This is a genomic window from Pantoea sp. SOD02 (genome assembly GCF_024707505.1).
GTDB lineage: Bacteria > Pseudomonadota > Gammaproteobacteria > Enterobacterales > Enterobacteriaceae > Pantoea > Pantoea symbiotica.
The window spans coordinates 208213-234589 of the sequence record NZ_CP102604.1; the positions used below are offsets into that span (position 1 = coordinate 208213).

Annotated in this window: 22 protein-coding genes, 1 tRNA gene and 1 rRNA gene; 20 read left to right on the forward strand and 4 right to left on the reverse strand. The window is 55.5% G+C overall.

All coding sequences use genetic code 11. The features are described 5' to 3' along the window. The first annotated feature begins 33 nt into the window (after nt 1-33). Nucleotides 34-2304, forward strand: a complete 2271-nt coding sequence (metE, locus tag NR302_RS00935; RefSeq protein WP_258144319.1) for a 5-methyltetrahydropteroyltriglutamate--homocysteine S-methyltransferase — start codon at nt 34-36, stop codon at nt 2302-2304. Nucleotides 2305-2345: 41 nt separating this feature from the next. On the opposite strand, the gene NR302_RS00940 is transcribed toward metE, so the two are convergent. Further along, entirely contained in the window at nt 2346-3182 is an 837-nt protein-coding gene (locus NR302_RS00940) for a dienelactone hydrolase family protein (protein ID WP_258144320.1), read from the reverse strand. A 302-nt stretch (nt 3183-3484) separates the two neighbouring features. Between NR302_RS00940 and udp the strand changes: the two genes are divergently transcribed. From udp to tatD, 10 genes are all read left to right on the forward strand, one after another. Next, on the forward strand, nt 3485-4246 hold the full coding sequence (gene udp, locus NR302_RS00945; protein WP_008105797.1) for a uridine phosphorylase: 762 nt from the start codon (nt 3485-3487) through the stop codon (nt 4244-4246). 99 nt (nt 4247-4345) lie between these two features. Further along, nucleotides 4346-5617, forward strand: coding sequence for a tetratricopeptide repeat protein (locus tag NR302_RS00950; RefSeq protein ID WP_258144321.1), 1272 nt, complete (start codon nt 4346-4348; stop codon nt 5615-5617). A 202-nt stretch (nt 5618-5819) separates the two neighbouring features. After that, complete coding sequence (gene rmuC / locus NR302_RS00955; RefSeq protein WP_154156852.1) at nt 5820-7331, forward strand: DNA recombination protein RmuC; 1512 nt, start codon at nt 5820-5822, stop codon at nt 7329-7331. 75 nt (nt 7332-7406) lie between these two features. Beyond that, nucleotides 7407-8165, forward strand: coding sequence for a bifunctional demethylmenaquinone methyltransferase/2-methoxy-6-polyprenyl-1,4-benzoquinol methylase UbiE (gene ubiE, locus NR302_RS00960; RefSeq protein ID WP_008105805.1), 759 nt, complete (start codon nt 7407-7409; stop codon nt 8163-8165). Nucleotides 8166-8171: 6 nt separating this feature from the next. Then, nucleotides 8172-8777, forward strand: a complete 606-nt coding sequence (locus tag NR302_RS00965; protein WP_154194521.1) for an SCP2 domain-containing protein — start codon at nt 8172-8174, stop codon at nt 8775-8777. After that, nucleotides 8774-10411 carry a ubiquinone biosynthesis regulatory protein kinase UbiB gene (gene ubiB, locus NR302_RS00970; RefSeq protein ID WP_061719383.1) on the forward strand — a complete coding sequence of 546 codons (1638 nt, stop codon included), beginning with the start codon at nt 8774-8776 and terminating at the stop codon, nt 10409-10411. The genes NR302_RS00965 and ubiB overlap by 4 nt, the downstream gene beginning before the upstream one ends. A 110-nt stretch (nt 10412-10521) precedes the next feature. Beyond that, nucleotides 10522-10776 carry a Sec-independent protein translocase subunit TatA gene (tatA, locus tag NR302_RS00975; RefSeq protein ID WP_008105810.1) on the forward strand — a complete coding sequence of 85 codons (255 nt, stop codon included), beginning with the start codon at nt 10522-10524 and terminating at the stop codon, nt 10774-10776. Nucleotides 10777-10778: 2 nt separating this feature from the next. After that, entirely contained in the window at nt 10779-11306 is a 528-nt protein-coding gene (gene tatB, locus NR302_RS00980) for a Sec-independent protein translocase protein TatB (protein ID WP_008105812.1), read from the forward strand. Nucleotides 11307-11308: 2 nt separating this feature from the next. Further along, entirely contained in the window at nt 11309-12067 is a 759-nt protein-coding gene (gene tatC, locus NR302_RS00985; protein WP_008105814.1) for a Sec-independent protein translocase subunit TatC, read from the forward strand. A 60-nt stretch (nt 12068-12127) separates the two neighbouring features. After that, nucleotides 12128-12910 carry a 3'-5' ssDNA/RNA exonuclease TatD gene (gene tatD / locus NR302_RS00990; RefSeq protein ID WP_258144322.1) on the forward strand — a complete coding sequence of 261 codons (783 nt, stop codon included), beginning with the start codon at nt 12128-12130 and terminating at the stop codon, nt 12908-12910. Here the strand turns inward: tatD and rfaH are convergent. Then, a complete protein-coding gene (rfaH, locus tag NR302_RS00995) occupies nt 12907-13395 on the reverse strand; it encodes a transcription/translation regulatory transformer protein RfaH (protein WP_008105818.1) in 489 nt (162 codons plus the stop codon). The genes tatD and rfaH overlap by 4 nt on opposite strands. 209 nt (nt 13396-13604) lie before the next feature. Between rfaH and pepE the strand changes: the two genes are divergently transcribed. The 3 genes from pepE to fre all read left to right on the forward strand — a co-directional run bounded on the left by pepE (nt 13605) and on the right by fre (nt 16635). Further along, the gene (gene pepE, locus NR302_RS01000) at nt 13605-14336 is read left to right on the forward strand and encodes a dipeptidase PepE (protein ID WP_008105821.1); all 732 of its coding nucleotides are present in this window, start codon (nt 13605-13607) and stop codon (nt 14334-14336) included. A gap of 73 nt (nt 14337-14409) precedes the next feature. Then, nucleotides 14410-15894: a 4-hydroxy-3-polyprenylbenzoate decarboxylase gene (gene ubiD / locus NR302_RS01005; protein ID WP_008105823.1), complete on the forward strand. Its 1485-nt coding sequence runs from the start codon at nt 14410-14412 to the stop codon at nt 15892-15894. A gap of 39 nt (nt 15895-15933) precedes the next feature. Beyond that, nucleotides 15934-16635, forward strand: a complete 702-nt coding sequence (fre, locus tag NR302_RS01010) for an NAD(P)H-flavin reductase (RefSeq protein ID WP_008105825.1) — start codon at nt 15934-15936, stop codon at nt 16633-16635. An 81-nt stretch (nt 16636-16716) separates the two neighbouring features. On the opposite strand, the gene fadA is transcribed toward fre, so the two are convergent. Together fadA and fadB are read right to left on the reverse strand one after the other, a co-directional pair. After that, a complete protein-coding gene (fadA, locus tag NR302_RS01015; protein WP_222185727.1) occupies nt 16717-17880 on the reverse strand; it encodes an acetyl-CoA C-acyltransferase FadA in 1164 nt (387 codons plus the stop codon). A 10-nt stretch (nt 17881-17890) separates the two neighbouring features. Next, nucleotides 17891-20074 carry a fatty acid oxidation complex subunit alpha FadB gene (gene fadB, locus NR302_RS01020; RefSeq protein WP_258144323.1) on the reverse strand — a complete coding sequence of 728 codons (2184 nt, stop codon included), beginning with the start codon at nt 20072-20074 and terminating at the stop codon, nt 17891-17893. Nucleotides 20075-20260: 186 nt separating this feature from the next. Here fadB and pepQ point away from each other — a divergent pair, with 186 nt between their 5' ends. The 6 genes from pepQ (at nt 20261) to NR302_RS01050 (ending at nt 26354) form a co-directional block, all read left to right on the forward strand. After that, nucleotides 20261-21592, forward strand: coding sequence for a Xaa-Pro dipeptidase (gene pepQ, locus NR302_RS01025; RefSeq protein ID WP_258144324.1), 1332 nt, complete (start codon nt 20261-20263; stop codon nt 21590-21592). Then, the gene (locus NR302_RS01030) at nt 21592-22209 is read left to right on the forward strand and encodes an IMPACT family protein (protein ID WP_258144325.1); all 618 of its coding nucleotides are present in this window, start codon (nt 21592-21594) and stop codon (nt 22207-22209) included. Before pepQ ends, NR302_RS01030 begins: the two co-directional genes overlap by 1 nt. A gap of 27 nt (nt 22210-22236) precedes the next feature. Beyond that, on the forward strand, nt 22237-23688 hold the full coding sequence (trkH, locus tag NR302_RS01035; RefSeq protein WP_154194509.1) for a Trk system potassium transporter TrkH: 1452 nt from the start codon (nt 22237-22239) through the stop codon (nt 23686-23688). Nucleotides 23689-23705: 17 nt separating this feature from the next. After that, entirely contained in the window at nt 23706-24242 is a 537-nt protein-coding gene (gene hemG / locus NR302_RS01040) for a menaquinone-dependent protoporphyrinogen IX dehydrogenase (protein WP_258144326.1), read from the forward strand. 408 nt (nt 24243-24650) lie between these two features. Beyond that, nucleotides 24651-26190 (forward strand): 16S ribosomal RNA (locus NR302_RS01045). 89 nt (nt 26191-26279) lie between these two features. Beyond that, nucleotides 26280-26354 (forward strand) — tRNA-Glu (locus NR302_RS01050). Nucleotides 26355-26377: the final 23 nt, after the last annotated feature.

Below are 26377 nucleotides of genomic sequence, written 5' to 3' on the forward strand. Positions count from 1 at the left end.
CCTACTCAGTTAAGAATATCTGGAGAACAGAAAATGACCATTCTGAACCACACTCTCGGTTTCCCTCGCGTTGGATTGCGTCGTGAATTGAAAAAAGCACAGGAAAGCTACTGGGCAGGTAAAAGCTCACAAGAAGAGCTGCTGGCGGTGGGGCGCGAACTGCGCGCTCGTCACTGGCAACAGCAGAAAGAGGCGGGCGTCGATCTGCTGCCGGTCGGCGATTTCGCCTGGTACGATCACGTGCTGACAACCAGCCTGCTGCTGGGCAACGTGCCTGCACGCCACCAGAACAAAGATGGATCCGTCGATCTCGACACGCTGTTCCGCCTCGGTCGTGGCCGCGCACCAAGCGGTGCACCGGCGGCTGCGGCGGAAATGACCAAATGGTTCAACACCAACTATCACTACATGGTGCCGGAATTCACTCAGGGCCAGCAGTTCAAACTGACCTGGACTCAATTGCTGGATGAAGTCGACGAAGCGCTAGCGCTCGGCCACAAGATTAAACCGGTGCTACTCGGCCCGGTTACCTATCTGTGGCTGGGTAAAGTGAAAGGTGTGCCGTTCGATCGCCTGTCACTGCTTAAAGACATTCTGCCGGTTTACCAACAGGTGCTGACGGAACTGAAAAAACGCGGCATTGAATGGGTACAAATCGACGAACCTGCACTGGCGCTGGAACTGCCGCAAGCCTGGCGCGATGCGTTCAAACCCGCTTACGACGCGCTGCAGGGTAAAAGCAAACTGCTACTCACCACCTATTTCGACAGCATCGGTCAGAACCTCGACGTGATCAAGGCGCTGCCGGTGCAAGGCCTGCACGTTGACCTGGTGCACGGCAAAGACGACATCCAGCAGCTTAATGAGCAGATCCCGGCAGATTGGCTGCTTTCCGTCGGCGTGATCAACGGACGTAACGTGTGGCGCGCGGATCTCAGCAGCTGGTTTGCACGTCTGCAACCGCTGGTGGGCCAACGTCAACAATTGTGGATCGGATCATCCTGCTCGCTGCTGCATAGCCCAATCGATCTCAGTGTGGAAACGCGCCTTGATGAAGAGGTGAAAAGCTGGTTCGCCTTTGCCCTGCAGAAGTGCGCTGAGCTTTCACTGCTGAGTCAGGCGCTGAACAACAACAATGCCGCTTCGCTGGTCGAGTGGAGCGCACCGATTCGTGCGCGTGCCAACTCCACGCGCGTTCACAATGCCGCAGTCGGCGAGCGTCTGGCGAAAATCCAGGCTAAAGATGTTGAACGTACCAGCAACTACACCGAACGTGCCAAAGCGCAGCGTAAACGCTTCAACCTGCCAGCGTGGCCGACTACCACCATCGGTTCATTCCCGCAGACCACTGAAATTCGCGGCCTGCGCCTCGACTTCAAAAAAGGCAACATTGATGGCGGTAATTACCGCACCGGCATCGCCGAACACATCAAACAGGCGATTGTTGAGCAGGAACGTTTGGGTCTCGACGTGCTGGTGCACGGAGAAGCAGAGCGTAACGATATGGTGGAATACTTCGGCGAGAACCTCGACGGCTTCGTGTTCACCCAAAACGGCTGGGTACAGAGCTACGGTTCACGCTGCGTTAAACCACCGATCATTATTGGCGACGTAAGCAGGCCACAAGCCATCACCGTTGAGTGGGCGAAGTACGCGCAGTCGCTGACCGACAAGCCGGTGAAAGGCATGCTGACCGGTCCGGTGACGATTCTCTGCTGGTCATTCCCGCGTGAAGATGTGAGTCGCGAAACCATCGCCAAACAGATTGCGCTGGCGCTGCGTGACGAAGTAGAAGATCTGGAAAAAGCCGGGATCGGCATCATTCAGATTGATGAACCGGCACTGCGCGAAGGCCTGCCGCTGCATCAGTCCGATTGGGCCGCGTATCTGACCTGGGCAGTGGATGCATTCCGTCTCAATGCCGCCGTAGCGCAGGATGACACCCAGATTCACACCCACATGTGTTACTGCGAGTTCAATGACATCATGGACTCGATTGCCGCGCTGGATGCAGACGTCATCACTATCGAAACTTCACGTTCCGATATGGATCTGCTGGATACCTTTAAGGAGTTTGACTATCCCAACGAAATCGGTCCGGGCGTGTATGACATTCACTCGCCGAATGTGCCGAGCGTGGAGTGGATGGAAGAGTTGCTGCGCAAAGCGGCGCAGAGCATCCCGGAAGCGCGTTTGTGGGTGAATCCGGATTGTGGCCTGAAAACCCGTGGTTGGACGGAAACCCGTCAGGCACTGGCGAATATGGTCAAAGCGGCGCAAAACCTGCGGGGTGAAACGGCTTAGAAGCTGTAAATGAGGTTGGGGCGCATAGACGCCCCTTTTTATTACGCGTTTGGCGTTACGCCATACTGCGCGAACCACGCCAGCATACGTTGCCAGCCATCTTTGGCGGAATCAGCGTGATAACTGGCACGATAATCCGCGTTGAAAGCATGTCCGGCATCCGGATATACCACGATCTCTGCTTTGGCATTGGCGGCGTGCAGCGCCTGACGCATCTTATCAATGCTCTCGAGCGGGATGCTCTCATCCTGACCACCGTAAAGGCCCAGCACCGGCGCATTCAGATTCACTGCGATATCGATCGGGTGTTTCTGCTGCTTCAGCGTCTTTTCACCGTCTAATCGGCCATACCATGCCACCGCCGCGCGCACCTGCGGATTGTGCGCGGCAAACAGCCAGCTAATGCGTCCGCCCCAGCAGAAACCGGTAATCGCCAGACGACGGATATCACCATCGTGACGCGTGGCCCAGTTGGCCACATGATCGAGATCGGACAACACCTGCGAATCCGGAACTTTGCTCACCAGCTCTTTGAACAGCGTGGGAATGTCGTTGTAATCGTTGGGATCGCCTTCACGGAAATAGAGTTCGGGAGCGATCGCCAGATAACCTTCCAGCGCCAGACGGCGGCAGACATCACGGATATGCTCGTGCACGCCGAAAATCTCCTGCACCACCAACACCACCGGCAAGGTGCCTTGATACTCTTTTGGTCGGGCGTAATAGGCGGGCAGATTTTCGCCCTGGCTCGGAACCGAGGTCTCGCCAGCATGAATTGCGTCGCTGGTGGTAATAATGGTGCTGCTTGCGGTGGGCTGAACGGCGGGTGCAAAGCCGCCGGATGCCGTTTTTTGTGCCATATTGTCTTCGGTTTTCATTGTTCTCTCCGTGCTAGCAAATGCGCAATCACGTAACTATAGCCTGGCGAAGTAAAGCAAGGCTGGCGTAAGGTGCAGAGGGATTTTTTTCACGTGTGCTGCCTCTCTATTAACATTGCCACCAACACTTACACAGCACCGCTTGTAGCAATTCAGAATTGCACAACGTTAATGTGTGATGTAAATCACATAATGTTTTTCTGATAATGTAAGTTTCATTATTGATGGTGAATTGAGTCACATATTTATGCCGCCTGCTCACGTAGAGTGGCGCGCACATCCCCAATTATCAGGAGTCTGTTATGGCCCAGTCTGACGTTTTCCACCTTGGCATCACCAAAGCTGATTTGAAAGGAGCCACGTTGGCCATCGTGCCTGGCGATCCTGAGCGCGTGAAGAAAATCGCCGCGCTGATGGACAATCCACAGCATCTGGCTTCACACCGTGAATTCACCACCTACCTGGCCGAAGTGGATGGCAAACCGGTTGTGGTGTGCTCGACCGGTATCGGCGGACCTTCAACCTCGATTGCGGTTGAAGAGCTGGCGCAGCTCGGCGTGCGCACCTTCCTGCGCGTTGGCACCACTGGCGCTATCCAGCCGCATATTAATGTGGGCGATGTGCTGGTCACCACCGCATCGGTGCGCCTCGACGGCGCCAGCCTGCATTTTGCGCCGATGGAATTCCCGGCCGTGGCTGATTTCACCTGCACCACCGCGCTGGTGGCAGCCGCAGAAGCGTGCGGCGCGAAAACCCACATTGGTATTACCGCCTCATCTGATACCTTCTATCCTGGCCAGGAACGCTACGACACCTTCTCGGGTCGCGTGGTGAATCGCTTCCAGGGTTCAATGGAAGAGTGGCAGCAAATGGGCGTCCTTAACTATGAGATGGAATCCGCTACACTGTTAACCATGTGCGCCAGTCAGGGACTGCGTGCCGGCATGGTGGCGGGTGTCATCGTAAACCGTACGCAAAAAGAGATCCCGGATGCCGCGACCATGAAACAGACCGAAAGTGATGCGGTGAAAATTGTGGTTGAAGCCGCGCGTCGCTTAATTTAGTGCGCCAGTCAGGGATGAATTCGAGACCAGGCTTATAAGGATTCCAGCTATTTCCTGATTAGAATGCGCGCAATTTCAGCAGCTACTGAGAAATTTCTTATGCGCAAAATGGTTTCTGTCTCACGTCCCAATTTCATGAATAATCCCGCTACTGCACCATCACGCGTTGAAGGTGCAGCAGCGAGATTTCGCCAGGCGATGGCGGCGAATAACTATCCTCTTGCGCGTCAGTGCTGTGAAGAAGTGCTGCGCGTCTTACCCAATCATATGCAGGTGCTGAGCGACTACGCGTTAACCCTGATGCGTGTGGGCGAGCACAAAAAATCCTATAAAATTTACCAGAAGATCTATCAGGCTCCGGCCGCGCAGCGCGCGCAGGCGTCGGAAACCTGGCTGGATGGATTAACGGAAGTGTGTGGCTGGCTGAATAAAGAGGATGAGGTGGCGCGTTACGGCCTCGAATCTCTGCAGAATTCCGATGTGACTTTCAGTAAAGGGCCAAAAGTGGCATTCCCTTCTGACGCGCCGCCACCGATCAACCGCAACAATCCGGCAGAAAATATCATCTCCTTTAGCCTGTATGGCGGTCAGCCACGCTACTGCGAAACCTTGATTAAAAACATCGAAGTGGCGCGCGAGTTCTATCCCGACTGGATATGCCGCATCTATCTTGACGACAGCGTGCCGCAGCATGTCTGGCAGCGCCTGAAGCAGCCAAACACCCAGCTGGTGGATATGTCGCACGAGAAAACTATCTTCCCAACGCTGTGGCGTTTCCTGGTGATGGACGATGCCAGCGTCAAACGCTATATCGTGCGTGACGCGGATTCATTGTTGTCCGAGCGCGAAGTGGTGGCGGTAGAAGCATGGCTGAACTCGCCTTATTGGTTCCATCATATGCGTGATTACTTCTCGCATACTGAGCTGTTGCTGGCGGGCATGTGGGGCGGTTGCCATGGCGTGTTCCACAATGTTGAACAGCAGATGCGTGATTTTATCGCCCAGTATGCCGGTAGCGAGCGCTTCACCGATCAGTACTTCCTCAAAGTGGCGCTGTGGCCAACGGTGCGCGAAAGCATATTGAATCATGACGATATTTTCCGCTTCCACCACGCACAACCATGGCCGGCACATCAGCCAATTCGCTGGCAAACCGACAGTTTCCACGTCGGCAGCAACGCCGGTTTTGCCAGCATGGCGGGCCCAGTTGAAAATGCTGATAACGGTTGGCAGCAGGTTGAGATCACCTATGACGGGAAAAGCTGGACCTATCCAGCCAAAATCCAGGGTGAAACCGAATGGGTGTTGCCGATGCCCTTCTTCCTGATTGATGCGTGGAAAGCGGGCGATCTAACCGTAAAAGCCCTATAAGTAGAAAACGTTTTCCCAAAATAATTCGAGGCGCAGGAAGGCGGCAAGCGAGCGAATCCCCAGGAGCTTACATCAGTAAGTGACTGGGGTGAGAACGTGCAGCCAACGCATCTGCGGCTTGAAGTATGAAGGGAAAAAAATCTGGACATTCATACAGTACGCCTCTACCTTTTCCCTCAGCGAGACGATCCGCGGGGGGATTATGGATCAGCAACTTATCATTAGCGGCGCGCTGGCGCTGGCCGGTTTGGGCATTGGCTGGATCATCGCCCAACTGCGCGCCGGCCATCAGCACGCCAGCTTCACCACCGAGCGTCGCCTGTTGGAAGAGGCGCAGCAGCGTCAACAGCAGCAGCTCGAACAGTTACAGCAGCAAATCCAGCAACGCGAACAGGAGATGCGCCAGCTGCACGGCGCGCTCAGCGGTGCGCAGGAACGCTTACAGCAGCTTGATTACTGGCGCGGCGAAAGTGAACAGCTCAGCCGGGAGCTGCGCAATCAGCTGGAAGTAAACAGCGCACAGGAAGCCGAACTGCGTGAAGTGACCATTCGTCTTGAAGAGACACGCTACGGTGCAGAAGAGAAGCAGCGACTGCTGACCAACAGCGAACAGCGTCTCAGCGCGCAGTTTGAAAATCTCGCCAACCGCATCTTTGAAAACAGCGGGCGGCGCGTCGATGAACAGAACCGTCAAAGTCTGAATAGCCTGATTGGCCCGCTGCGTGAACAGCTGGATGGTTTCCGCCGTCAAGTGACTGATAGCTTTGGTGTGGAAGCGCGCGAGCGTCACACTCTGACTCACGAAATACGCCAGTTGCAGCAACTCAACGCGCAGATGGCGCAGGAAGCGGTCAATCTTACTAAAGCGCTGAAAGGCGACAACAAAATTCAGGGCAACTGGGGCGAAGTGGTATTGGCCCGCGTGCTGGAAGCCTCTGGCTTGCGTGAAGGCTACGAATACCAAACGCAGGTAAGCGTGCAGCTGGAACAGCAGGGCAGGATGCAACCGGATGTGATCGTCCGTTTGCCGCAGGGCAAAGATGTGGTGATTGACGCCAAAATGACGCTGGTTGCCTACGAGCGCTACTTCAACGCCGACGATGAAGCCACGCGTGAGCAGGCGATTCAGGAGCACGTTAACGCCATGCGCGGACACATCCGCCTGCTGAGCCGTAAAGATTACCAACAATTGCCTGGTTTACGCTCTCTGGATTATGTGTTGATGTTTATCCCGGTGGAACCGGCGTTTCTGCTGGCTATCGATCGCCAGCCTGAGCTGATCAGCGAAGCGTTACAGCAGAACATTATGCTGGTCAGTCCCACCACGTTGCTGGTGGCGCTGCGTACTATCAACAATCTCTGGCGTTATGAACACCAAAGCCGCAACGCACAGCGCATCGCCGACCGGGCAACCCGGCTGTACGACAAAATGCGGCTGTTTGTCGATGACATGAGCGGTATCGGCCACAATCTCGACAAAGCGCAGCAAAGTTATCATCAGGCGATGAAAAAGCTGTCTGAAGGGCGCGGCAACTTGATCGCGCAAAGTGAAGCTTTCCGTTCGCTTGGCGTGGAGATCAAACGTCCAATTAATCCGCAACTGGTTGAACAAGCGCAGCCGGAAGAGGCGGATGAAGATTGGGCAGACGATCGCACCGAGGATGAAAACGTTGCAGAACCAACAACAGACTCGCTGCGCCGCATCAATGAATAGCACGGTGGTCGCGTGCTCGTGTAGCGCGACTCTGATACACTTCGGCAAGAATTGTTTGTGGAACAGGTAAAACCGATGGCAGATGAATCACAGCAGGAAACTACCCATTTTGGCTTCCAGACCGTCGCGAAAAGCGAAAAGGCCGATAAAGTCGCGGACGTGTTTCACTCCGTCGCGGCAAAATATGACCTGATGAACGATTTGATGTCGTTTGGCATCCATCGTGTCTGGAAGCGTTTTACCATTGACAGCAGCGGCGTGCGCCGCGGTCAGCGCGTGTTGGATCTGGCGGGTGGTACCGGCGATCTGACGGCAAAATTCTCACGTCTGGTGGGCGAAACCGGCCAGGTTGTGCTGGCAGACATCAACAGCTCGATGCTGAAGATGGGCCGCGAAAAGCTGCGTAATCTCGGCGTGTCGGGCAATGTCAGCTATGTGCAGGCCAACGCCGAAGCGTTGCCGTTCCCGGATAACTACTTCGATTGCATCACCATCTCCTTCGGCTTGCGTAACGTGACCGAAAAAGAGAAAGCGCTGGCATCGATGTTCCGCGTGCTGAAGCCAGGCGGACGTTTGCTGGTGCTGGAGTTCTCGAAGCCGCTGCTGGAGCCGCTCAGCAAAGCTTACGATACCTATTCATTCCATATTCTGCCGCGTATTGGTCAGCTGGTGGCGCAAGACGCTGAAAGCTATCGCTATCTGGCGGAGTCGATTCGTATGCATCCCGATCAGGAAACCCTGAAAGCGATGATGAACGATGCGGGCTTTGAAAATACCACCTACTTCAACATGACTGGCGGTATTGTCGCGCTGCATCGCGGATTTAAATTCTAATCCATCATGACTTTAACTCCTCTCATCACCGGCGGTCTTGAGACCGCCCTGAACCGTGTTCTCTATCGCGATCGCAGCCTGAAAGCCGCACGCCAGCGTTTGGCGGGCAAGGTATTGATGCTGCGTCTGCAAGAGCTCGATTTTCCTTTGGTGCTGGTGTTTAGCGAATCCCAACTCGATGTACTGAGTGATTGGCAAGACAACAGCGACTGCACGGTGAGCTTGCGTGTCAGTACCTTGCCGAAACTGCGCGACCGCCAGCAGCTCACCAGCTTGATTCGTAGCGGTGAACTGGAGGTGGACGGCGATTTGCAGGTGGTACAGCAATTCTCCGCGCTGATGGATCTCGCCGAGCTGGATCCGGCGGAATATCTCGCGCCGTGGATTGGCGATATCGCCGCGCAAGGCGTAAGCCAGGCCGCGCATCAGGCGCTGAAATTCGTGCAGCAGCAGTTTACCCGCCGCCAGGATTATCTTGGTCAGGTGCTGACGGAAGAGTGGCGTGTTGCGCCGGGCGCACTGGAACTGGCATGGTTTTGCGAGGAAGTGGAAGCGATGGAACGTTCGCTCAATGCGTTTGAAACGCGTTTAGCACAGCTGGAGGCGAAATGACGCTGGGAGAAATTCGGCGCTTATACTTCATCATCAAGATCTTTCTGACGTACGGCCTTGATGAACTGATTCCCCGCATGCGCTTCACGCTGCTTTTACGCTTGTGGCGCCGCTGCATTTTCTGGATCCCCAATAAACATCAAGACGCTACCGCTGGCGTGCGCATCCGTTTAGCGATGGAGCAGCTGGGTCCGGTGTGGATCAAATTCGGTCAAATGCTCTCCACGCGCCGCGATCTGTTCCCACCGGCGATTGCCGATGAGCTGGCGGTGCTGCAAGACCGCGTTGCGCCGTTTGATGGCGTCAAAGCCAAAGAGCAGATTGAAAAGTCGATTGGCGGCCCGGTGGAAACCTGGTTTGAGGACTTCGATATCAAACCGTTGGCATCGGCGTCAATCGCGCAGGTGCATACCGCCACGCTGAAATCCAATGGCCGCGCGGTGGTGATCAAAGTGATTCGTCCCGACATTCTGCCGGTGATCAGAGCCGATATGCGACTGATTTACCGTCTGGCGCGTTGGGTGCCGCGTTTGCTGCCAGATGGACGTCGTCTGCGTCCGGTGGAAGTGGTGCGTGATTACGAAAAGACCTTAATTGATGAGCTGAATCTGCTGCGTGAAGCGGCGAACGCCATCCAGCTGCGTCGTAACTTTGACCAGAGCCGCATGCTGTATGTGCCGGAAGTGTTCTCGGATTATTGCAGCGAATCGATGATGGTGATGGAGCGTATTTACGGCATTCCTATCTCGGATATCGCCACGCTGGAGCAGCATGGCGTCAATATGAAACTGCTGGCCGAGCGCGGTGTGCAGGTGTTCTTCACGCAGGTGTTCCGCGACAGCTTCTTCCATGCCGATATGCATCCCGGCAATATCTTTGTCAGCTACGATCACCCGGAAGATCCGCAATACATCGGCATCGACTGCGGTATCGTCGGTTCGCTAAACAAAGAAGATAAGCGCTACCTCGCTGAGAACTTTATCGCCTTCTTTAACCGCGATTACCGCAAAGTGGCTGAGCTGCATGTGGATTCGGGCTGGGTGCCGCCCGATACCAACGTCGAAGACTTTGAGTTTGCCATTCGTACCGTGTGTGAGCCGATTTTCGAAAAGCCGCTGGCTGAGATTTCGTTTGGTCACGTGCTGCTGAACCTGTTCAACACCGCGCGTCGCTTCAATATGGAAGTGCAGCCGCAATTGGTGCTGCTGCAGAAGACGCTACTTTATATCGAAGGGATTGGTCGTCAGCTCTATCCGCAGCTCGACCTGTGGAAAACCGCCAAGCCGTTCCTCGAAGATTGGATCAAAGATCAGATTGGTATCCCGGCGATTATGCGGGCGGTGAAAGAGAAAGCGCCGTACTGGGCGGAAAAACTGCCGGAGTTGCCGGAGCTATTTTACGACAGCATGCGCCAGCACAAATTATTGAAGCACAGCGTCGATAAACTCGTCACCGATTTAAACGTACAGCGAACACGTAATCATCAGGCGCGCTATCTGTTTGGTGTAGGCGCTACACTGTTATTAAGTGGCACCGCCGTGCTGTTAAGTCGACCGGATTGGGATTTCTTCCCGGCACTATTAATGGCCGCTGGCATCGTCACCTGGCTTATTGGCTGGCGCAAGACAAACTGATTGTCTGCCTGGTACAAATCGCGTAATGTCGCAAGCTAAAGCCCGAAATCATACGGGCTTTCTGTGCGTTACAGTCAACAGTTTTTCACAGAATATTAGAGGCATATCTCATGGGCGGTATCAGTATTTGGCAATTGTTAATCATTGCCGTCATTGTTGTTCTTCTGTTCGGTACCAACAAGCTTCGCAACCTGGGTTCGGATTTAGGATCTTCCATTCGCGGCTTCAAAAAAGCCATGGGCGATGAAGACGATAAAAAGGATCAACCGAAAGAGCAGGACGCTGACTTCAACGCCAAAACTCTGGCAGACAAACAGCAAACCACGGCGACTAAAGACGACGCCCGGAACGACAAGCAGGTATAACTGTGTTCGACATTGGTTTTAGTGAACTGGTATTGGTGTTCGTGATCGGGCTGATTGTGCTTGGCCCGCAACGATTACCGGTTGCGGTGAAAACCGTCGTCGGCTGGATCAGAGCCATTCGCTCGCTGGCCGCGAATGTACAAAACGAACTGGCGCAAGAGCTGAAACTGCAGGAACTGCAGGACAGCCTGAAAAAGGTGGAAGAAGCGGGCCGTGGCACGCTGTCACCCGAGCTGAAAGAGTCGATGGAAGAGCTGCGTAAAACCGCCGACTCGATGAAGCGTTCAGTGCAGCAGAGTATCGATGTCGAAAAAGAGGAAGATGAAGCCAACACCATTCATCAGACTCAGCCAGCAGCAGCGCAGCCCGTGACTTCACCCGCGGTCACGCCTGCTGCAGCGGAACATCAAACCAGTGCACCCGCACAGGCTCCGCAGCCAGACAACGTCGCTTCAGAAGCAGAAACCCATCCCGTCGCCAGTGCTCCCGAAAGCACCGCGAAGATTTCTCTCGTAAAAGATGAACGATAAACATGGCCGTTGAAGATACCCAACCGCTCATTAGCCATTTGATTGAGCTGCGCAAGCGTTTGTTGAATTGCATCATCGCTGTTTTAGTCATCTTTTTGTGTCTGGTCTATTTCGCGAATGATATCTACCATCTGGTCGCGGCACCGCTGATTAGCCAGATGCCAGCCGGTGCGAGCATGATCGCCACCGACGTGGCATCGCCGTTCTTCACGCCGATCAAGCTCACCATTATCGTTTCGGTGTTTCTGGCCGTGCCGGTGATTTTGTATCAGGTGTGGGCGTTTGTGGCGCCTGCGCTCTATCGCCACGAGCGCAAACTGGTGATGCCGTTGCTGTTCTCCAGTACGCTGCTGTTTTACGTCGGTGTGGCGTTTGCTTACTTCATCGTGTTCCCGCTGGCGTTTGGCTTTTTCGCCAAAACCGCGCCGCAAGGCGTCACCATTGCAACGGATATCACCAACTACCTCGACTTCGTCATGACGATTTTCATGGCGTTTGGTGTGGCGTTTGAGGTGCCGATTGCGATTGTGCTGCTGTGCTGGACCGGCATTACGTCACCCGAAGATTTGAAAAAGAAACGTCCTTATATGCTGGTTGGCGCGTTCGTGGTTGGGATGCTGCTCACACCGCCGGATGTTTTCTCGCAAACTTTGCTCGCTATTCCGATGTACTGCCTGTTTGAAGTCGGCGTATTCTTCTCCCGCTACTATGTGGGTAAAGGACGTCAGTCTTCGGATGAGGAACACAACACCGAATCCTGATGTCTTCGGTAAGATGCATCTAAACCGCCCCGTTGGGCGGTTTTTTATTGGGGAGAAAATATGTTTGATATCGGTGTAAACCTGACCAGCACGCAATTCGCAAAAGATCGCGATCAGGTGGTAAAACGTGCGCGCGAAGCAGGCGTCACCGGCCTGTTAATTACCGGCACCAACGCGCTGGAGAGCCAGCAAGCACGCCAACTGGCAGCGCAACATGCAGGATATTGCTGGTCAACCGCTGGCGTCCATCCGCACCATGCCAGTGAATGGTCGGCGGAAACCGCGAATACCTTACGTCGCCTGGCGGAAAGCGAGCAGGTGGTCGCGATTGGCGAATGTGGCCTGGATTTCAATCGTAATCTTTCGGCCCACGATCAGCAGGAATACGCCTTCGATGCGCAGCTGGCGTTGGCCGCTGAGCTGCAAATGCCGGTGTTTCTGCATTGCCGTGAAGCACACGATCGTTTTGTCGCGGTGCTTGAGCCGTGGCTGCCGAAGTTGGTGGGCGCTGTCGTTCACTGCTTTACCGGTACGCGTGACGAGCTGCAAGCGTGTCTGGCGCTGGGATTGTCGGTGGGCATTACCGGCTGGGTATGCGATGAGCGTCGCGGTATGGAACTGCGTGAATTGCTGCCGCTGATTCCGGCTGAGCGCCTGTTACTGGAAACCGACGCACCGTATTTACTGCCGCGCGATATGCATCCGCGTCCTACTTCGCGCCGCAATGAGCCGTGCTTCCTGCCGCATATTGTGCAGCAGGTGGCGAACTGGCGTGGCGAAGAAGCAGAAGCGCTAGGCGCGCAGGTTAATCTCAACGCACGCCAGCTGTTTAAACTCGCTTAGAGTTTGCGGAACTGCTTGTTATCCACGCTGCGCATCACCTGTTTGTTCAGCATGTTGAGCAGCAGAACGGAGCGCGTTTCACCATCCGGCTCGGCAAAAATGGCGCGCAGCCCTTCGAAAGTGCCATCGGTGATGATCACTTCATCACCGCTCTGCGGGGTTTCCGGATCCAGCACGATCTGCGGCGCATCGGTCTGCAGCGCTTCGATCACATCATGCGATACGGTGGCCGGCATGGTGCCGAAGCGCACGAAGTGGCTGACGCCGCGAGTGCTGCTGATGGTGGTGGTGTGAATCGCTTCGGGATCGAACTCGATAAACAGATAGTTAGGGAACAGCGGCTCACTCACGGTGGTGCGTTTACCGCGCACAATCTTCTCCAGAGCGATCATTGGGCTGAGGCAATTCACCTCTTGCCGCTCAAGATGCTCTTTCGCGCGCAACAGTTGTCCACGTTTGCAATAGAGTAAGTACCAGGATTCCATAACCGCTCCCAAATAATGGACGCTAAGAATATCAAATCAGTTGTCAGAGTTATAGCGCATCGGCGGGTGGAAACCGGGCGCTGAAAACAATTTCACTACGATTTATCCGATTGATGCGGCTTATTTACGCTTTCTTGCAAGAAAATTGACGGCTGACGACCATCTGTATCAGACTCCATCCCCATCTTTCGATTGAAAAGGAGTGGCTGATGGAACTGTTCCTGTTGAGTAACGGCAAAGTGGCTGACGATGCGCCGCTGTTAGGTTACGCCCACCCGCAGCTGCACGCGATGATCGCCCAGCGCGGAATCACCTCGGCGGTGCTGGTGCCGTACGCGATTATTCGTGGCGATCATGCGCAGCGCGCGCAGGATTTATCCGCGTCGTTAGGCATTGAAGTGCGCACCGTGCACGAGTTTGCATCGCCCGTTGCGGCGATTGAACAAGCTGAGCTGATTCTGGTGAGCGGCGGAAATACCTGGTTCCTCAACCAAATGCTGCATGAGCACGGCTTGATCGTTGCCATCCAACGCGCGGTACGCGAGCGTGATGTGCCGTACGTTGGCTGGAGCGCCGGTTGCAATGTGGCAACGCCTTCTATTCGTACCACCAATGACATGCCGGTGCGCAGCAGCGTGGTGTTGCCCGCGCTTGGTCTGTTCCCGGTGCAGATCAATCCGCATTATCTTGATGCGCACGTCAGTGGCCATATGGGCGAAACGCGTGATGAACGCCTGGCCGAATTCTGTGCCGTTAATCCGCATGAATCGGTGATTGCGCTGCGCGAAGCCAGCTTCCTGCACGTGAGCGAGAATCGCCTGCGTTACTACAGCGCACGCGGCGAAGACTTCAAAGTGTTCCGCCACGGCGAGCCGATTGCCGCTTATCACGATGTATTGGCGATTCAGTCGCTGGTGCCGTTTTCCTGTCAGCCTGCCTGACGCAAAACCTCAACATGTCAGCGTGAAACGCCCCTATAATGGCGCTTCACTCTGGCCGGAAAGCTAAAGCCGCATGAAATATCAGGATTTACGAGACTTCCTCGCATTGCTGGAACAGCGTGGCGAGTTAAAGCGCATCACTCAGGAGATCGATCCTGAGTTAGAGATGACTGAAATTGCCGATCGCACGCTGCGCGCCGGCGGCCCGGCGCTGCTGTTCGAAAACCCGAAAGGCTACGATATGCCGGTGCTGTGTAATCTGTTTGGTACACCAAAGCGCGTGGCGATGGGCATGGGCCAGGAAGAGGTCAGTGCGCTGCGCGAAGTAGGCAAGCTGCTGGCGTTCCTGAAAGAGCCGGAACCGCCAAAAGGCTTCCGCGATCTGTTCGATAAGATGCCGCAGTTTAAGCAAGTGCTGAATATGCCTACTAAGCGCCTGCGCAATGCGCCGTGCCAGGAAGAGATTTTCAGCGGCGATGAAGTCGATCTGTCGCGCATCCCTGTGATGAAATGCTGGCCGGGCGATGCTGCGCCGCTGATTACGTGGGGATTAACCGTCACGCGCGGCCCGCATAAAGAGCGACAGAATCTGGGTATCTATCGCCAGCAGGTGATCGGCAAGAACCGCGTGATTATGCGCTGGCTGTCGCATCGCGGCGGCGCGCTGGATTTCCAGGAGTGGTGTAAAGCGCATCCGGGCGAACGTTTCCCTGTGTCGGTAGCGCTGGGCGCCGATCCTGCCACCATTCTCGGCGCGGTGACGCCGGTGCCGGATACGCTCTCCGAATACGCTTTTGCCGGTTTGCTGCGCGGTAATAAAACCGAAGTGGTGAAGTGCGTTTCGAACGAACTCGAAGTGCCGGCCAGCGCGGAAATCGTGTTGGAAGGATACATCGAGCCGGGCGATGTCGCGCCGGAAGGTCCGTACGGCGACCACACAGGCTACTACAATGAAGTAGACAGCTTCCCGGTGTTTACCGTGACGCACGTAACGCAACGTCGCAACCCGATTTATCATTCAACCTACACCGGACGTCCACCGGATGAACCGGCGGTGCTGGGCGTGGCGCTTAATGAAGTGCTGGTGCCGATTCTGATCAAGCAGTTCCCGGAGATTGTGGATTTCTATCTGCCGCCAGAAGGTTGCTCTTATCGCCTCGCGGTAGTGACGATCAAGAAACAGTATGCGGGTCACGCCAAGCGCGTGATGTTCGGCGTGTGGTCGTTCCTGCGTCAGTTCATGTACACCAAGTTCGTGATTGTGTGCGATGACGACGTTAACGCACGCGACTGGAATGATGTGATTTGGGCGATTACCACGCGCATGGATCCGGCGCGCGATACGGTGCTGGTTGAGAACACGCCGATCGATTATCTCGACTTCGCCTCGCCGGTTTCCGGCTTAGGCTCGAAGATGGGACTTGATGCGACCAATAAGTGGCCGGGCGAAACCACGCGCGAGTGGGGCACGCCGATTGTAAAAGATCCGGCGGTGACCGCGCGCATTGACGCCATTTGGGATGAGTTAGCTATCTTTGCCGAGCCGCCGCAGCGCTAACGGCGGCAGACCAATTAGACCCGAAGAAAAAGGGAACGCATGACAACGTTAAGCTGCAAAGTGACTTCGGTTGAAGCGATTACGGACACGGTTTACCGCGTTCGTTTAATTCCGGCGGCGGATTTTAACTTCCGCGCAGGACAGTATTTGATGGTGGTGATGGATGAGCGCGATAAGCGCCCGTTTTCCCTGGCTTCTACGCCAATGGAAAAGGACATCATTGAGCTGCACATCGGCGCATCGGATCTCAATCTCTACGCGATGGCGGTGATGGACCGCATCAAGAACGATCGCCAGATTACCGTCGATATGCCGCACGGCGATGCCTGGCTGCGTGAAGACAGTGAGCGCCCGATCATTCTGATTGCGGGCGGTACCGGCTTCTCCTATGCGCGCTCTATTCTGCTGACCGCGCTGGCACAGAAACCCGATCGCGAGATAGCGATTTACTGGGGCGGCCGTGAGTTGATGCATCTGTACGATTTGGATGAGCTGAATGCGCTGGCGGTTAAACATCCGAACCTGAAAGTGATTCCGGTAGTTGAACAACCGGCGGATGACTGGACCGGGCGCAGCGGCACGGTGCTGACGGCGGTGATGCAGGATTTCGCATCGCTCAGCGAGCACGATATCTATATTGCCGGTCGTTTTGAGATGGCGAAGATAGCGCGTGAGCGTTTCTGCGCCGAGCGCGGTGCACTGGAAGCGCAGATGTTTGGTGATGCGTTTGCGTTTATCTGATGGTCGCCATCAATGGCGACTACGACGAACAGCCATAAAAAACCCGCCCGAAAGGGCGGGAACACGTGCAACATTAACGTATTAAACCCGTTCGAACACCGTGGCGATGCCCTGGCCTAAGCCAATGCACATGGTCGCCAGACCAAATTGCGCATCGCGACGCTCCATCAGATTCAGCAGCGTGGTACTGATACGCGCACCGGAACATCCCAGCGGATGACCGAGCGCAATCGCGCCGCCATTCAAATTCACTTTCTCATCCAGCTGTTCCAGCAAACCCATGTCCTTGATGCACGGCAGCGCTTGTGCGGCAAAAGCTTCGTTGAACTCGAACAGGTCGATATCCTGCACGCTTAGTCCGGCACGCTTGAGCGCCAGTTTGCTGGCGGGAACCGGACCGTAGCCCATGATTGACGGATCGCAGCCGACCACCGCCATGCTGCGAATACGCGCGCGCGGCGTCAGACCGAGTTCGCGTGCGCGGCTTTCGCTCATGATCAGCATTGCGGCTGCACCGTCGGAAAGTGCGGAGGAGCTGCCTGCGGTCACGGTGCCGTTGACCGGATCGAACGCCGGGCGCAGCGCAGCCAATCCTTCGAGGCTGGTCTCTTCACGAATCACTTCGTCGCTCTCAAAACGTTTCAACACGCCGTCGGCGTCGTGGCCGTAGGTCGCCACAATCTCACGCTTGAAGTCGCCGCGCTGGGTTGCCGCCCAGGCGCGCTGGTGTGAACGCAATGCGAAAGCATCCTGCTGCTCACGCGTGATGTGATGCATGCGCGCCAGCATTTCGGCGGTTAACCCCATCATGCCCGCCGCTTTCGCCACCGTGCGACCAAGGCCGGGATGGAAATCCACGCCATGGCTCATCGGCACGTGGCCCATATGTTCTACGCCGCCAATCAGGCAGCTATGCGCATCACCAACCATAATGGCACGCGCCGCGTCGTGCAGCGCCTGCATCGACGAACCGCACAGGCGGTTGACGGTGCTGGCAGGCACGCGATGCGGGATCTCCGCCAGCAGCGCGGCGTTACGTGCAATGTTGAAGCCTTGCTCCAGCGTCTGCTGCACGCAGCCCCAGATAATGTCGTCCAGCGTGGCGGGATCGACCGCCGGATTGCGGCTCAGCAGCTCGCGCATCAAATGCGCCGAGAGATCTTCTGCGCGTACCTGACGAAACGCACCGCCTTTGGAGCGGCCCATCGGCGTGCGGACCGCATCAACAATGACTACTTTTTCCATTTTCATTACCTCAGGCACTTTGCAGCGCCGCTTCGTCAATCGGTTGCACCGCGGGATACCAGCTCTGATGCTGATGGGCTTTTTGCAACAGCAGCTCCGGCAGCGCGTAAAGCGGGCCGAGCGCGGTATAACGTTTGGCCTGATCGACCACGTTGCTGTTGCCCAGCGTATCCATGTAGCGGAACGCGCCGCCACGGAACGGTGGGAAGCCTAAACCGTACACCAGCGCCATATCGGCTTCGGCCGGTGAAGCGATGATCTTCTCTTCGAGGCAGCGCACCACTTCGTTGAGCATCGGCAGCATCATGCGGTTGGCGATCTCGTCATCGCTGAACACGCGCGTCGGCTGGCAAATAGGTTCCAGCAACGCATCGACAGCTGCATCGGCCTTCTTCTGCGCCTTGCCTTTTTTATCCAGCTCCCAGCGGTAAAAGCCCAGACCGTTTTTCTGGCCGTAACGTTTGGCTTCGAACAGTACGTCGATCGCATCGCGGTAATCTTTCTGCATGCGAGACGGGAAACCTTGCGCCATCACTTGTTGAGCATGGTGCGCGGTATCAATGCCGACCACATCCAGCAGCCACGCTGGGCCCATCGGCCAGCCGAACTGTTTTTCCATCACTTTATCGACCTGACGGAAATCTGCGCCATCGCGCAGCAGCAGGCTGAAAGCGGCGAAGTAGGGGAACAGCACGCGATTCACAAAGAAGCCGGGACAGTCATTCACCACAATCGGCGTCTTGCCCATTTTGCTCGCCCAGGCCACCACTTTGCTGAGAGTCGCTTCTGAAGTTTTCTCACCGCGAATCACTTCGACCAGCGGCATACGCGGCACCGGATTGAAGAAGTGCATGCCGCAGAAGTTTTCCGGGCGTTTTAAGGCTTGCGCCAGCTGGCTGATCGGAATGGTTGAAGTGTTGGAGGCGAGAATGGCGTCCTCGCGCAGATGCTGCTCGGTTTCTGCCAGCACTTTGGCTTTGATCTGCGGATTTTCCACTACCGCTTCTACCACCACGTCGGTACGTTCGAATCCGGCATAATCCAACGTGGGCTGAATAGTGGTGAGTACGCTCGCCAGTTTCGCACCGTCAATTTTGCCGCGCTCCAGCTGTTTGTTCAGCAGCTTGCTGGCTTCGGTCATGCCCAGCGTTAACGCCTGCGGATTGATATCTTTCATCATCACCGGCACGCCTTTCCATGCCGATTGATAAGCAATGCCGCCGCCCATAATCCCTGCGCCCAATACTGCGGCTTGCTGCGGCGCACCGGCCGCGCTGCTGTGCTTCTTCGCCAGGCCTTTGACGTACTGATCGTTCAGGAAGATGCCGACCAGCGCACGCGCCACATCGCTCTGCGCCAGCGGTACAAAAGCGGCGGTTTCCAGCTTCAGCGCATCATCACGTCCGAGGCTGGCGGCGGCTTCAATGGTTTTCACGGCAGTAATCGGTGCCGGATAGTGTTTACCTGCGGTTTGCAGCACCATGCTTTTGGCGATGGTGAAGCTCATGGCGGCTTCAATCGGGCTGAGTTTCAGCGGCGCCAGCTTCGGCGCGCGGCGTGCCTGCCAGTTGCCCTGCACAATGGCGTCCTGCAATACGGTGAGTGCCGCATCACGTAGTTTGTCGCTGCTGACCACTGCATCCACCAAACCGAGTTTCAGGGCGCTGTTGCCATCAACATCTTTACCGGCGGCGATGATTTCCATCGCGCTATCGGCACCGAGCAGGCGCGGCAAACGCACGCTGCCGCCAAAGCCCGGCATGATGCCCAGTTTGGTTTCCGGCAGGCCGATGCGTGCGGTGGGCGTGGCAACGCGGAAGTCGGTCGCCAGTATGCATTCACAGCCGCCACCCAGCGCATAGCCGTCGATAGCGGCCACGGTTGGCACCGGCAAATCTTCTAAGCGATTGAAGATGCTGTTGGCAAATGCCAACCACTGACTCAGCTTCTCTTCTGGCGCATCAAACAGCGACAGGAATTCTGTGATGTCGGCACCGACGATAAATGCCGGTTTGGCCGACGAGAGCAACAGGCCGCGCAGCGCGGTTTGCTGTTCCAATACGCTTAATGCCTCGCCCAATGAGGCAACAGTTTTGGTATCGAGTTTGTTCACCGAACCGGGCGCATCGAAAACCAGCTCGGCGATGCCGTCGTCAAGCCAGTGAACTGAAAGGGTATCGCCTTGGTAGAGCATGTCCGTCTCCTGAAACCGCGAAAGTTGATCTGGTCATACCAGATGAGTTGGAGTGTGAGTCTGATGTTAATTATTTGCAAACGAGAGTTTGCTTATTTGATACAACGATCACAGCGCGTGCAGCACGGCATCGCTTACACGGCTGTGCTACACTGCGGCCACTTTCGCGACATTGGAGACAAGTCCATGGATTCACTGAAAACCCTGTATCACGCGCACATCAATACGCTGCAGCAGCGAGCGCAGCAGGTGCTGGCTCGCTTTAAGCTTGATGCCATGCTGATTCATTCCGGCGAGCTGCTGACCGTTTTTCTCGACGATCACGACTATCCGTTTAAGGTGAATCCCCAGTTCAAAGCGTGGGTGCCGGTGACGCAGGTGCCAAACTGCTGGTTATGGATTGATGGCGTGAATAAACCCAAGCTGTGGTTCTATTCACCGGTAGATTACTGGCACAACGTTGAGCCGCTGCCAAACAGCTTCTGGACCAACGATGTGGACGTGATTGGCCTGAAGAGTGCCGATGAGATCGCGCAGTTGCTGCCTGCACAGCGCGAAAACGTGGCGTATATCGGTCCGGTGCCGTCACGCGCTTCCCAGCTTGGCATTAACAGCGAGCAGGTGAACCCGAAAGGCGTGATCGATTTCCTGCATTATCATCGTAGTATTAAAACCGAGTACGAACTGGCGTGTATGCGCGAAGCGCAGAAGCTGGCGGTGGCGGGGCATCGCGCGGCCAAAGAGGCGTTCTTCTCTGGCATGAGCGAGTTCGATATCAATATTGCCTATCTGATCGCAACCGGCCATCGCGATACCGATGTGCCTTACGGCAACATCATCGCGCTGAATGAACATGCCGCAGTACTGCACTACACCAAACTGGATCATCAACCGCCGGCCAAACGCCACAGCTTCCTGATTGACGCCGGTGCGGAATATCTCGGTTACGCCGCTGACCTGACGCGCAGCTATGCGGCGCAGAGCAAATCGCGCTATGCCGAAATGGTTGCGGCGATGAACAAGGAAGAGCTGGCGCTGATCGCTACCTTGAAAGCTGGCGTGCGCTATACCGATTATCATCTGCAGATGCATCAGCGCATTGCGCGTCTGCTGCTGAAGTTCGAACTGGTGAAAGGCCTGACCGAAGAGACGCTGGTGGCGGATGATTTAACCGGCCCGTTTATGCCGCACGGCCTTGGGCACCCGCTCGGCCTGCAGGTGCACGACGTGGCTGGCTTTATGCAGGACGACAACGGCACGCATCTGGCGGCACCGTCGCAGTATCCGTATCTGCGTTGTACGCGCGTGCTGGAACCTGGCATGGTGCTGACTATCGAACCGGGCTTCTATATTATCGATTCGCTGCTGGCGAAGCTGCGCGGCGGCAAGTTCAGTCAATACTTTGACTGGGCGGCAATCGATGCACTGAAACCGTACGGCGGTATTCGTATCGAGGATAACGTGGTGATTCACACTAATCGCATTGAAAACATGACGCGCGATCTGCACCTTGCCTGATGGATGCTTACGACATTCCCGCTGAGGCCGTGAGTCTCAGCGAGGAAACCATCAAGAAAAGCCGCTTCATCACCTTGCTGGCGCACACGGTGGGCGTGGAAGCGGCGCGCGCGTTTGTGCAGCAGGTGAAGCAGGAACATCCCACCGCGCGGCATCACTGCTGGGCGTGGGTGGCAGGCGCGCCGGATGATTCGCAACAGTTGGGTTTCTCCGATGATGGCGAACCTTCTGGCACCGCCGGCAAACCGATGCTGGCCCAACTGATGGGCAGCGGTGTCGGTGAGATTACTGCGGTGGTGGTGCGTTATTATGGTGGCATTATGCTGGGCACCGGCGGACTGGTAAAAGCATATGGCGGCGGCGTGCAGCAAGGGCTGAAGCAACTGGCGCGTCAACGTAAAGTGCCGATGGAATCTTTTACCTTGCAATGCGATTACGCCCAACTCAGCGACATCGAGCGTTTGCTGCAACGTTTTGACGGCATTATAGAAGAGAGCCATTATCAGGATCGTATTGCGCTGCGTTTAGCGTTGCCGCATGCGCAGATTGATGGCTTTCGCCAAAACCTCTCTGATTACAGCCGGGGCGCGCTGACGCTCATCCCGCTGACAAACTAAAAGCTTCTGTTTAAAGGAAACGGCTGAATGCATTTTCGCGCCATTACCCGCATCGTGGGCCTGCTGGTGATTCTGTTCTCGGTGACCATGATTTTACCGGGCCTCGTCGCCTTGATTTACCGTGATGGAGCCGGGCGCGCGTTCAGTCAGACCTTTATGATGGCGATCGTTATCGGTTCGCTGCTGTGGTGGCCTAACCGCAAGCAGAAAAGCGAACTTAAGCCGCGCGAAGGCTTCCTCATCGTGGTGCTGTTCTGGACCGTGCTGGGCAGCGTCGGTGCGATGCCGTTTATCTTCGCCGAGCAGCCACATCTTTCAGTTACTGATGCGTTCTTTGAATCCTTCTCTGGCCTCACAACCACCGGAGCCACCACGCTGGTGGGACTGGATACGCTGCCGAAAGCGATTCTGTTCTATCGTCAGATGCTGCAGTGGCTCGGCGGGATGGGAATCATTGTGCTGGCGGTGGCGATTCTGCCGATTCTGGGCGTGGGTGGCATGCAGCTCTATCGCGCTGAAATGCCGGGTCCGCTGAAAGATAACAAGATGCGCCCGCGTATTGCGGAAACAGCGAAAACGCTGTGGCTGATCTATGTGTTGCTCACCGTCGCATGCGCGGTGGCGCTGTGGCTGGCGGGCATGCCGATGTTTGATGCTATCGGCCATAGCTTCTCGACTATCGCGATTGGCGGGTTTTCAACCCATGATGCCAGCATCGGCTACTTTAATAGCCCAACCATCAATACCATCGTCGCGGTATTTCTGCTGATATCGGGCTGTAACTATGGCCTGCACTTCTCTTTATTAAGTGGTCGCAACCTGAAAGTGTACTGGCGCGATCCCGAATTCCGCATGTTTATTGGTGTACAACTGACCTTAGTGCTGATCTGTACCATCGTGCTGTGGTTCCACAATGTGTACGCCAGCGGCTGGCAAACGTTGAATCAGGCGTTTTTCCAGGTGGTTTCGATGGCGACCACGGCCGGTTTCACCACCGACAGCATTGCACGCTGGCCGCTGTTCCTGCCGGTGCTGCTGCTGTGTTCGGCCTTTATCGGCGGCATGGCGGGTTCTACGGGCGGCGGATTGAAGGTGATCCGCATTCTGCTGCTTTTCAAACAGGGTTCGCGTGAGCTGAAGCGTTTGGTGCACCCGAATGCGGTTTACACCATCAAACTGGGTAACCGCGCGTTGCCGGAACGTATCCTCGAAGCGGTGTGGGGTTTCTTCTCAGCTTATGCGCTGGTGTTCCTGCTCAGTATGCTGGCCATCATCGCCACCGGCGTGGATGACTTCTCTGCTTTTGCTGCCGTGGCCGCGACTCTGAATAACCTCGGGCCCGGTTTGGGTGTCGTGGCAGACAACTTCACTTCAATGAATGATGTCGCGAAATGGATTTTGATTTTGACCATGCTGTTTGGACGCCTTGAAGTGTTCACGCTGCTGGTGCTGTTCACACCGACCTTCTGGCGCGAATAATAAAATAGGATTGAGTAATGAAAGCGTTGATTCTGTATTCCAGCCGCGATGGGCAAACCCGTGACATTGCCGCGCGCATTGCGCAGACGTTAGTGCCGCATCAACTGTGTGACGTGATCGATCTACTGGAGGCAAACCAGATTGATTGGTTGCAGTACGATCGCGTGCTGATTGGTGCTTCGATCCGCTACGGTCATTTCAATCCGGCTTTGCTTAAGTTTGTTACGCAGCATAAAGCTCAGTTGCAGCAGCGCGTAAGCGGCTTCTTTAGTGTCAACCTGACGGCGCGCAAAGCCGATAAGTGCACGCCAGAGACCAATGCCTATACGCGCAAGTTCCTGGAGCAGTCACCGTGGCAACCCGATTGCTGTGTGGTTTTCGCCGGGGCGTTGCGTTATCCGCGTTATCGCTGGTTTGATCGCGTCATGATTCAATTCATTATGCGTATGACCGGCGGCGAAACCGATGCATCGAAAGAAGTTGAATACACTGATTGGAATAAAGTGGCGCTTTTTGCCCAGGATTTTGCGCAGTTACCAGGCAAATCGTTGTGAAATACAGCGTTGTGGCGAAATTTAGGTCGAACAGTAATTTATTTGCAATAAACCCTTGTCACCTCCGAATAACTCCCTATAATGCGCCACCACTGAGACGGCAAAGCGGCAACGCAGACGGCTCAGCAGGGAGTGAAGAAATTCATCCCGCCGGATGAAAACGCTGAAAAAAGTGTTTGACTCCGAAGGAGAGTAGCGTAGTATACGCCACCTCGCGACAGACGGTTCAGCCGCTGCTCGCAACGCTCTTTAACAATTTATCAGACAATCTGTGTGGGCACTCGCAGGATTGATATCAGCGTCTCCGGACGTAAAAAATATCAAAGCCTCACGAGTGAACACATAATGAAATTCATTATGACGTTTTACAGATGAGCATCGCTGAACTTGTTTCAGCAAATCAAACTTAAATTGAAGAGTTTGATCATGGCTCAGATTGAACGCTGGCGGCAGGCCTAACACATGCAAGTCGAACGGTAGCACAGAGAGCTTGCTCTCGGGTGACGAGTGGCGGACGGGTGAGTAATGTCTGGGAAACTGCCCGATGGAGGGGGATAACTACTGGAAACGGTAGCTAATACCGCATAACGTCGCAAGACCAAAGTGGGGGACCTTCGGGCCTCACACCATCGGATGTGCCCAGATGGGATTAGCTAGTAGGTGGGGTAATGGCTCACCTAGGCGACGATCCCTAGCTGGTCTGAGAGGATGACCAGCCACACTGGAACTGAGACACGGTCCAGACTCCTACGGGAGGCAGCAGTGGGGAATATTGCACAATGGGCGCAAGCCTGATGCAGCCATGCCGCGTGTATGAAGAAGGCCTTCGGGTTGTAAAGTACTTTCAGCGGGGAGGAAGGCGGTGGAGTTAATAACTTCACCGATTGACGTTACCCGCAGAAGAAGCACCGGCTAACTCCGTGCCAGCAGCCGCGGTAATACGGAGGGTGCAAGCGTTAATCGGAATTACTGGGCGTAAAGCGCACGCAGGCGGTCTGTCAAGTCGGATGTGAAATCCCCGGGCTTAACCTGGGAACTGCATTCGAAACTGGCAGGCTAGAGTCTTGTAGAGGGGGGTAGAATTCCAGGTGTAGCGGTGAAATGCGTAGAGATCTGGAGGAATACCGGTGGCGAAGGCGGCCCCCTGGACAAAGACTGACGCTCAGGTGCGAAAGCGTGGGGAGCAAACAGGATTAGATACCCTGGTAGTCCACGCCGTAAACGATGTCGACTTGGAGGTTGTTCCCTTGAGGAGTGGCTTCCGGAGCTAACGCGTTAAGTCGACCGCCTGGGGAGTACGGCCGCAAGGTTAAAACTCAAATGAATTGACGGGGGCCCGCACAAGCGGTGGAGCATGTGGTTTAATTCGATGCAACGCGAAGAACCTTACCTACTCTTGACATCCAGAGAACTTAGCAGAGATGCTTTGGTGCCTTCGGGAACTCTGAGACAGGTGCTGCATGGCTGTCGTCAGCTCGTGTTGTGAAATGTTGGGTTAAGTCCCGCAACGAGCGCAACCCTTATCCTTTGTTGCCAGCGGTTCGGCCGGGAACTCAAAGGAGACTGCCAGTGATAAACTGGAGGAAGGTGGGGATGACGTCAAGTCATCATGGCCCTTACGAGTAGGGCTACACACGTGCTACAATGGCGCATACAAAGAGAAGCGACCTCGCGAGAGCAAGCGGACCTCATAAAGTGCGTCGTAGTCCGGATCGGAGTCTGCAACTCGACTCCGTGAAGTCGGAATCGCTAGTAATCGTAGATCAGAATGCTACGGTGAATACGTTCCCGGGCCTTGTACACACCGCCCGTCACACCATGGGAGTGGGTTGCAAAAGAAGTAGGTAGCTTAACCTTCGGGAGGGCGCTTACCACTTTGTGATTCATGACTGGGGTGAAGTCGTAACAAGGTAACCGTAGGGGAACCTGCGGTTGGATCACCTCCTTACCTGAAGATACCTTCCCGCGCAGTGCTCACACAGATTGTCTGATAAAAAGTAATGAGCAAGACGGCTGCGAAGTCGTGACACTACTCGTGTCCCCTTCGTCTAGCGGTTAGGACTCCGCCCTTTCACGGCGGCAACAGGGGTTCGAATCCCCTAGGGGACGCCACTTGCTTGGTGACAGGTGAAAGG

Coding starts and splice junctions, on each gene's coding strand:
- metE (WP_258144319.1), top strand. CDS start 34: ATGACCATTCTGAACCACACTCTCGGTTTCCCTCGCGTTGGATTGCGT.
- NR302_RS00940 (WP_258144320.1), bottom strand. CDS start 3,182: ATGAAAACCGAAGACAATATGGCACAAAAAACGGCATCCGGCGGCTTT.
- udp (WP_008105797.1), top strand. CDS start 3,485: ATGGCCCAGTCTGACGTTTTCCACCTTGGCATCACCAAAGCTGATTTG.
- NR302_RS00950 (WP_258144321.1), top strand. CDS start 4,346: ATGCGCAAAATGGTTTCTGTCTCACGTCCCAATTTCATGAATAATCCC.
- rmuC (WP_154156852.1), top strand. CDS start 5,820: ATGGATCAGCAACTTATCATTAGCGGCGCGCTGGCGCTGGCCGGTTTG.
- ubiE (WP_008105805.1), top strand. CDS start 7,407: ATGGCAGATGAATCACAGCAGGAAACTACCCATTTTGGCTTCCAGACC.
- NR302_RS00965 (WP_154194521.1), top strand. CDS start 8,172: ATGACTTTAACTCCTCTCATCACCGGCGGTCTTGAGACCGCCCTGAAC.
- ubiB (WP_061719383.1), top strand. CDS start 8,774: ATGACGCTGGGAGAAATTCGGCGCTTATACTTCATCATCAAGATCTTT.
- tatA (WP_008105810.1), top strand. CDS start 10,522: ATGGGCGGTATCAGTATTTGGCAATTGTTAATCATTGCCGTCATTGTT.
- tatC (WP_008105814.1), top strand. CDS start 11,309: ATGGCCGTTGAAGATACCCAACCGCTCATTAGCCATTTGATTGAGCTG.
- tatD (WP_258144322.1), top strand. CDS start 12,128: ATGTTTGATATCGGTGTAAACCTGACCAGCACGCAATTCGCAAAAGAT.
- rfaH (WP_008105818.1), bottom strand. CDS start 13,395: ATGGAATCCTGGTACTTACTCTATTGCAAACGTGGACAACTGTTGCGC.
- pepE (WP_008105821.1), top strand. CDS start 13,605: ATGGAACTGTTCCTGTTGAGTAACGGCAAAGTGGCTGACGATGCGCCG.
- ubiD (WP_008105823.1), top strand. CDS start 14,410: ATGAAATATCAGGATTTACGAGACTTCCTCGCATTGCTGGAACAGCGT.
- fre (WP_008105825.1), top strand. CDS start 15,934: ATGACAACGTTAAGCTGCAAAGTGACTTCGGTTGAAGCGATTACGGAC.
- fadA (WP_222185727.1), bottom strand. CDS start 17,880: ATGGAAAAAGTAGTCATTGTTGATGCGGTCCGCACGCCGATGGGCCGC.
- fadB (WP_258144323.1), bottom strand. CDS start 20,074: ATGCTCTACCAAGGCGATACCCTTTCAGTTCACTGGCTTGACGACGGC.
- pepQ (WP_258144324.1), top strand. CDS start 20,261: ATGGATTCACTGAAAACCCTGTATCACGCGCACATCAATACGCTGCAG.
- NR302_RS01030 (WP_258144325.1), top strand. CDS start 21,592: ATGGATGCTTACGACATTCCCGCTGAGGCCGTGAGTCTCAGCGAGGAA.
- trkH (WP_154194509.1), top strand. CDS start 22,237: ATGCATTTTCGCGCCATTACCCGCATCGTGGGCCTGCTGGTGATTCTG.
- hemG (WP_258144326.1), top strand. CDS start 23,706: ATGAAAGCGTTGATTCTGTATTCCAGCCGCGATGGGCAAACCCGTGAC.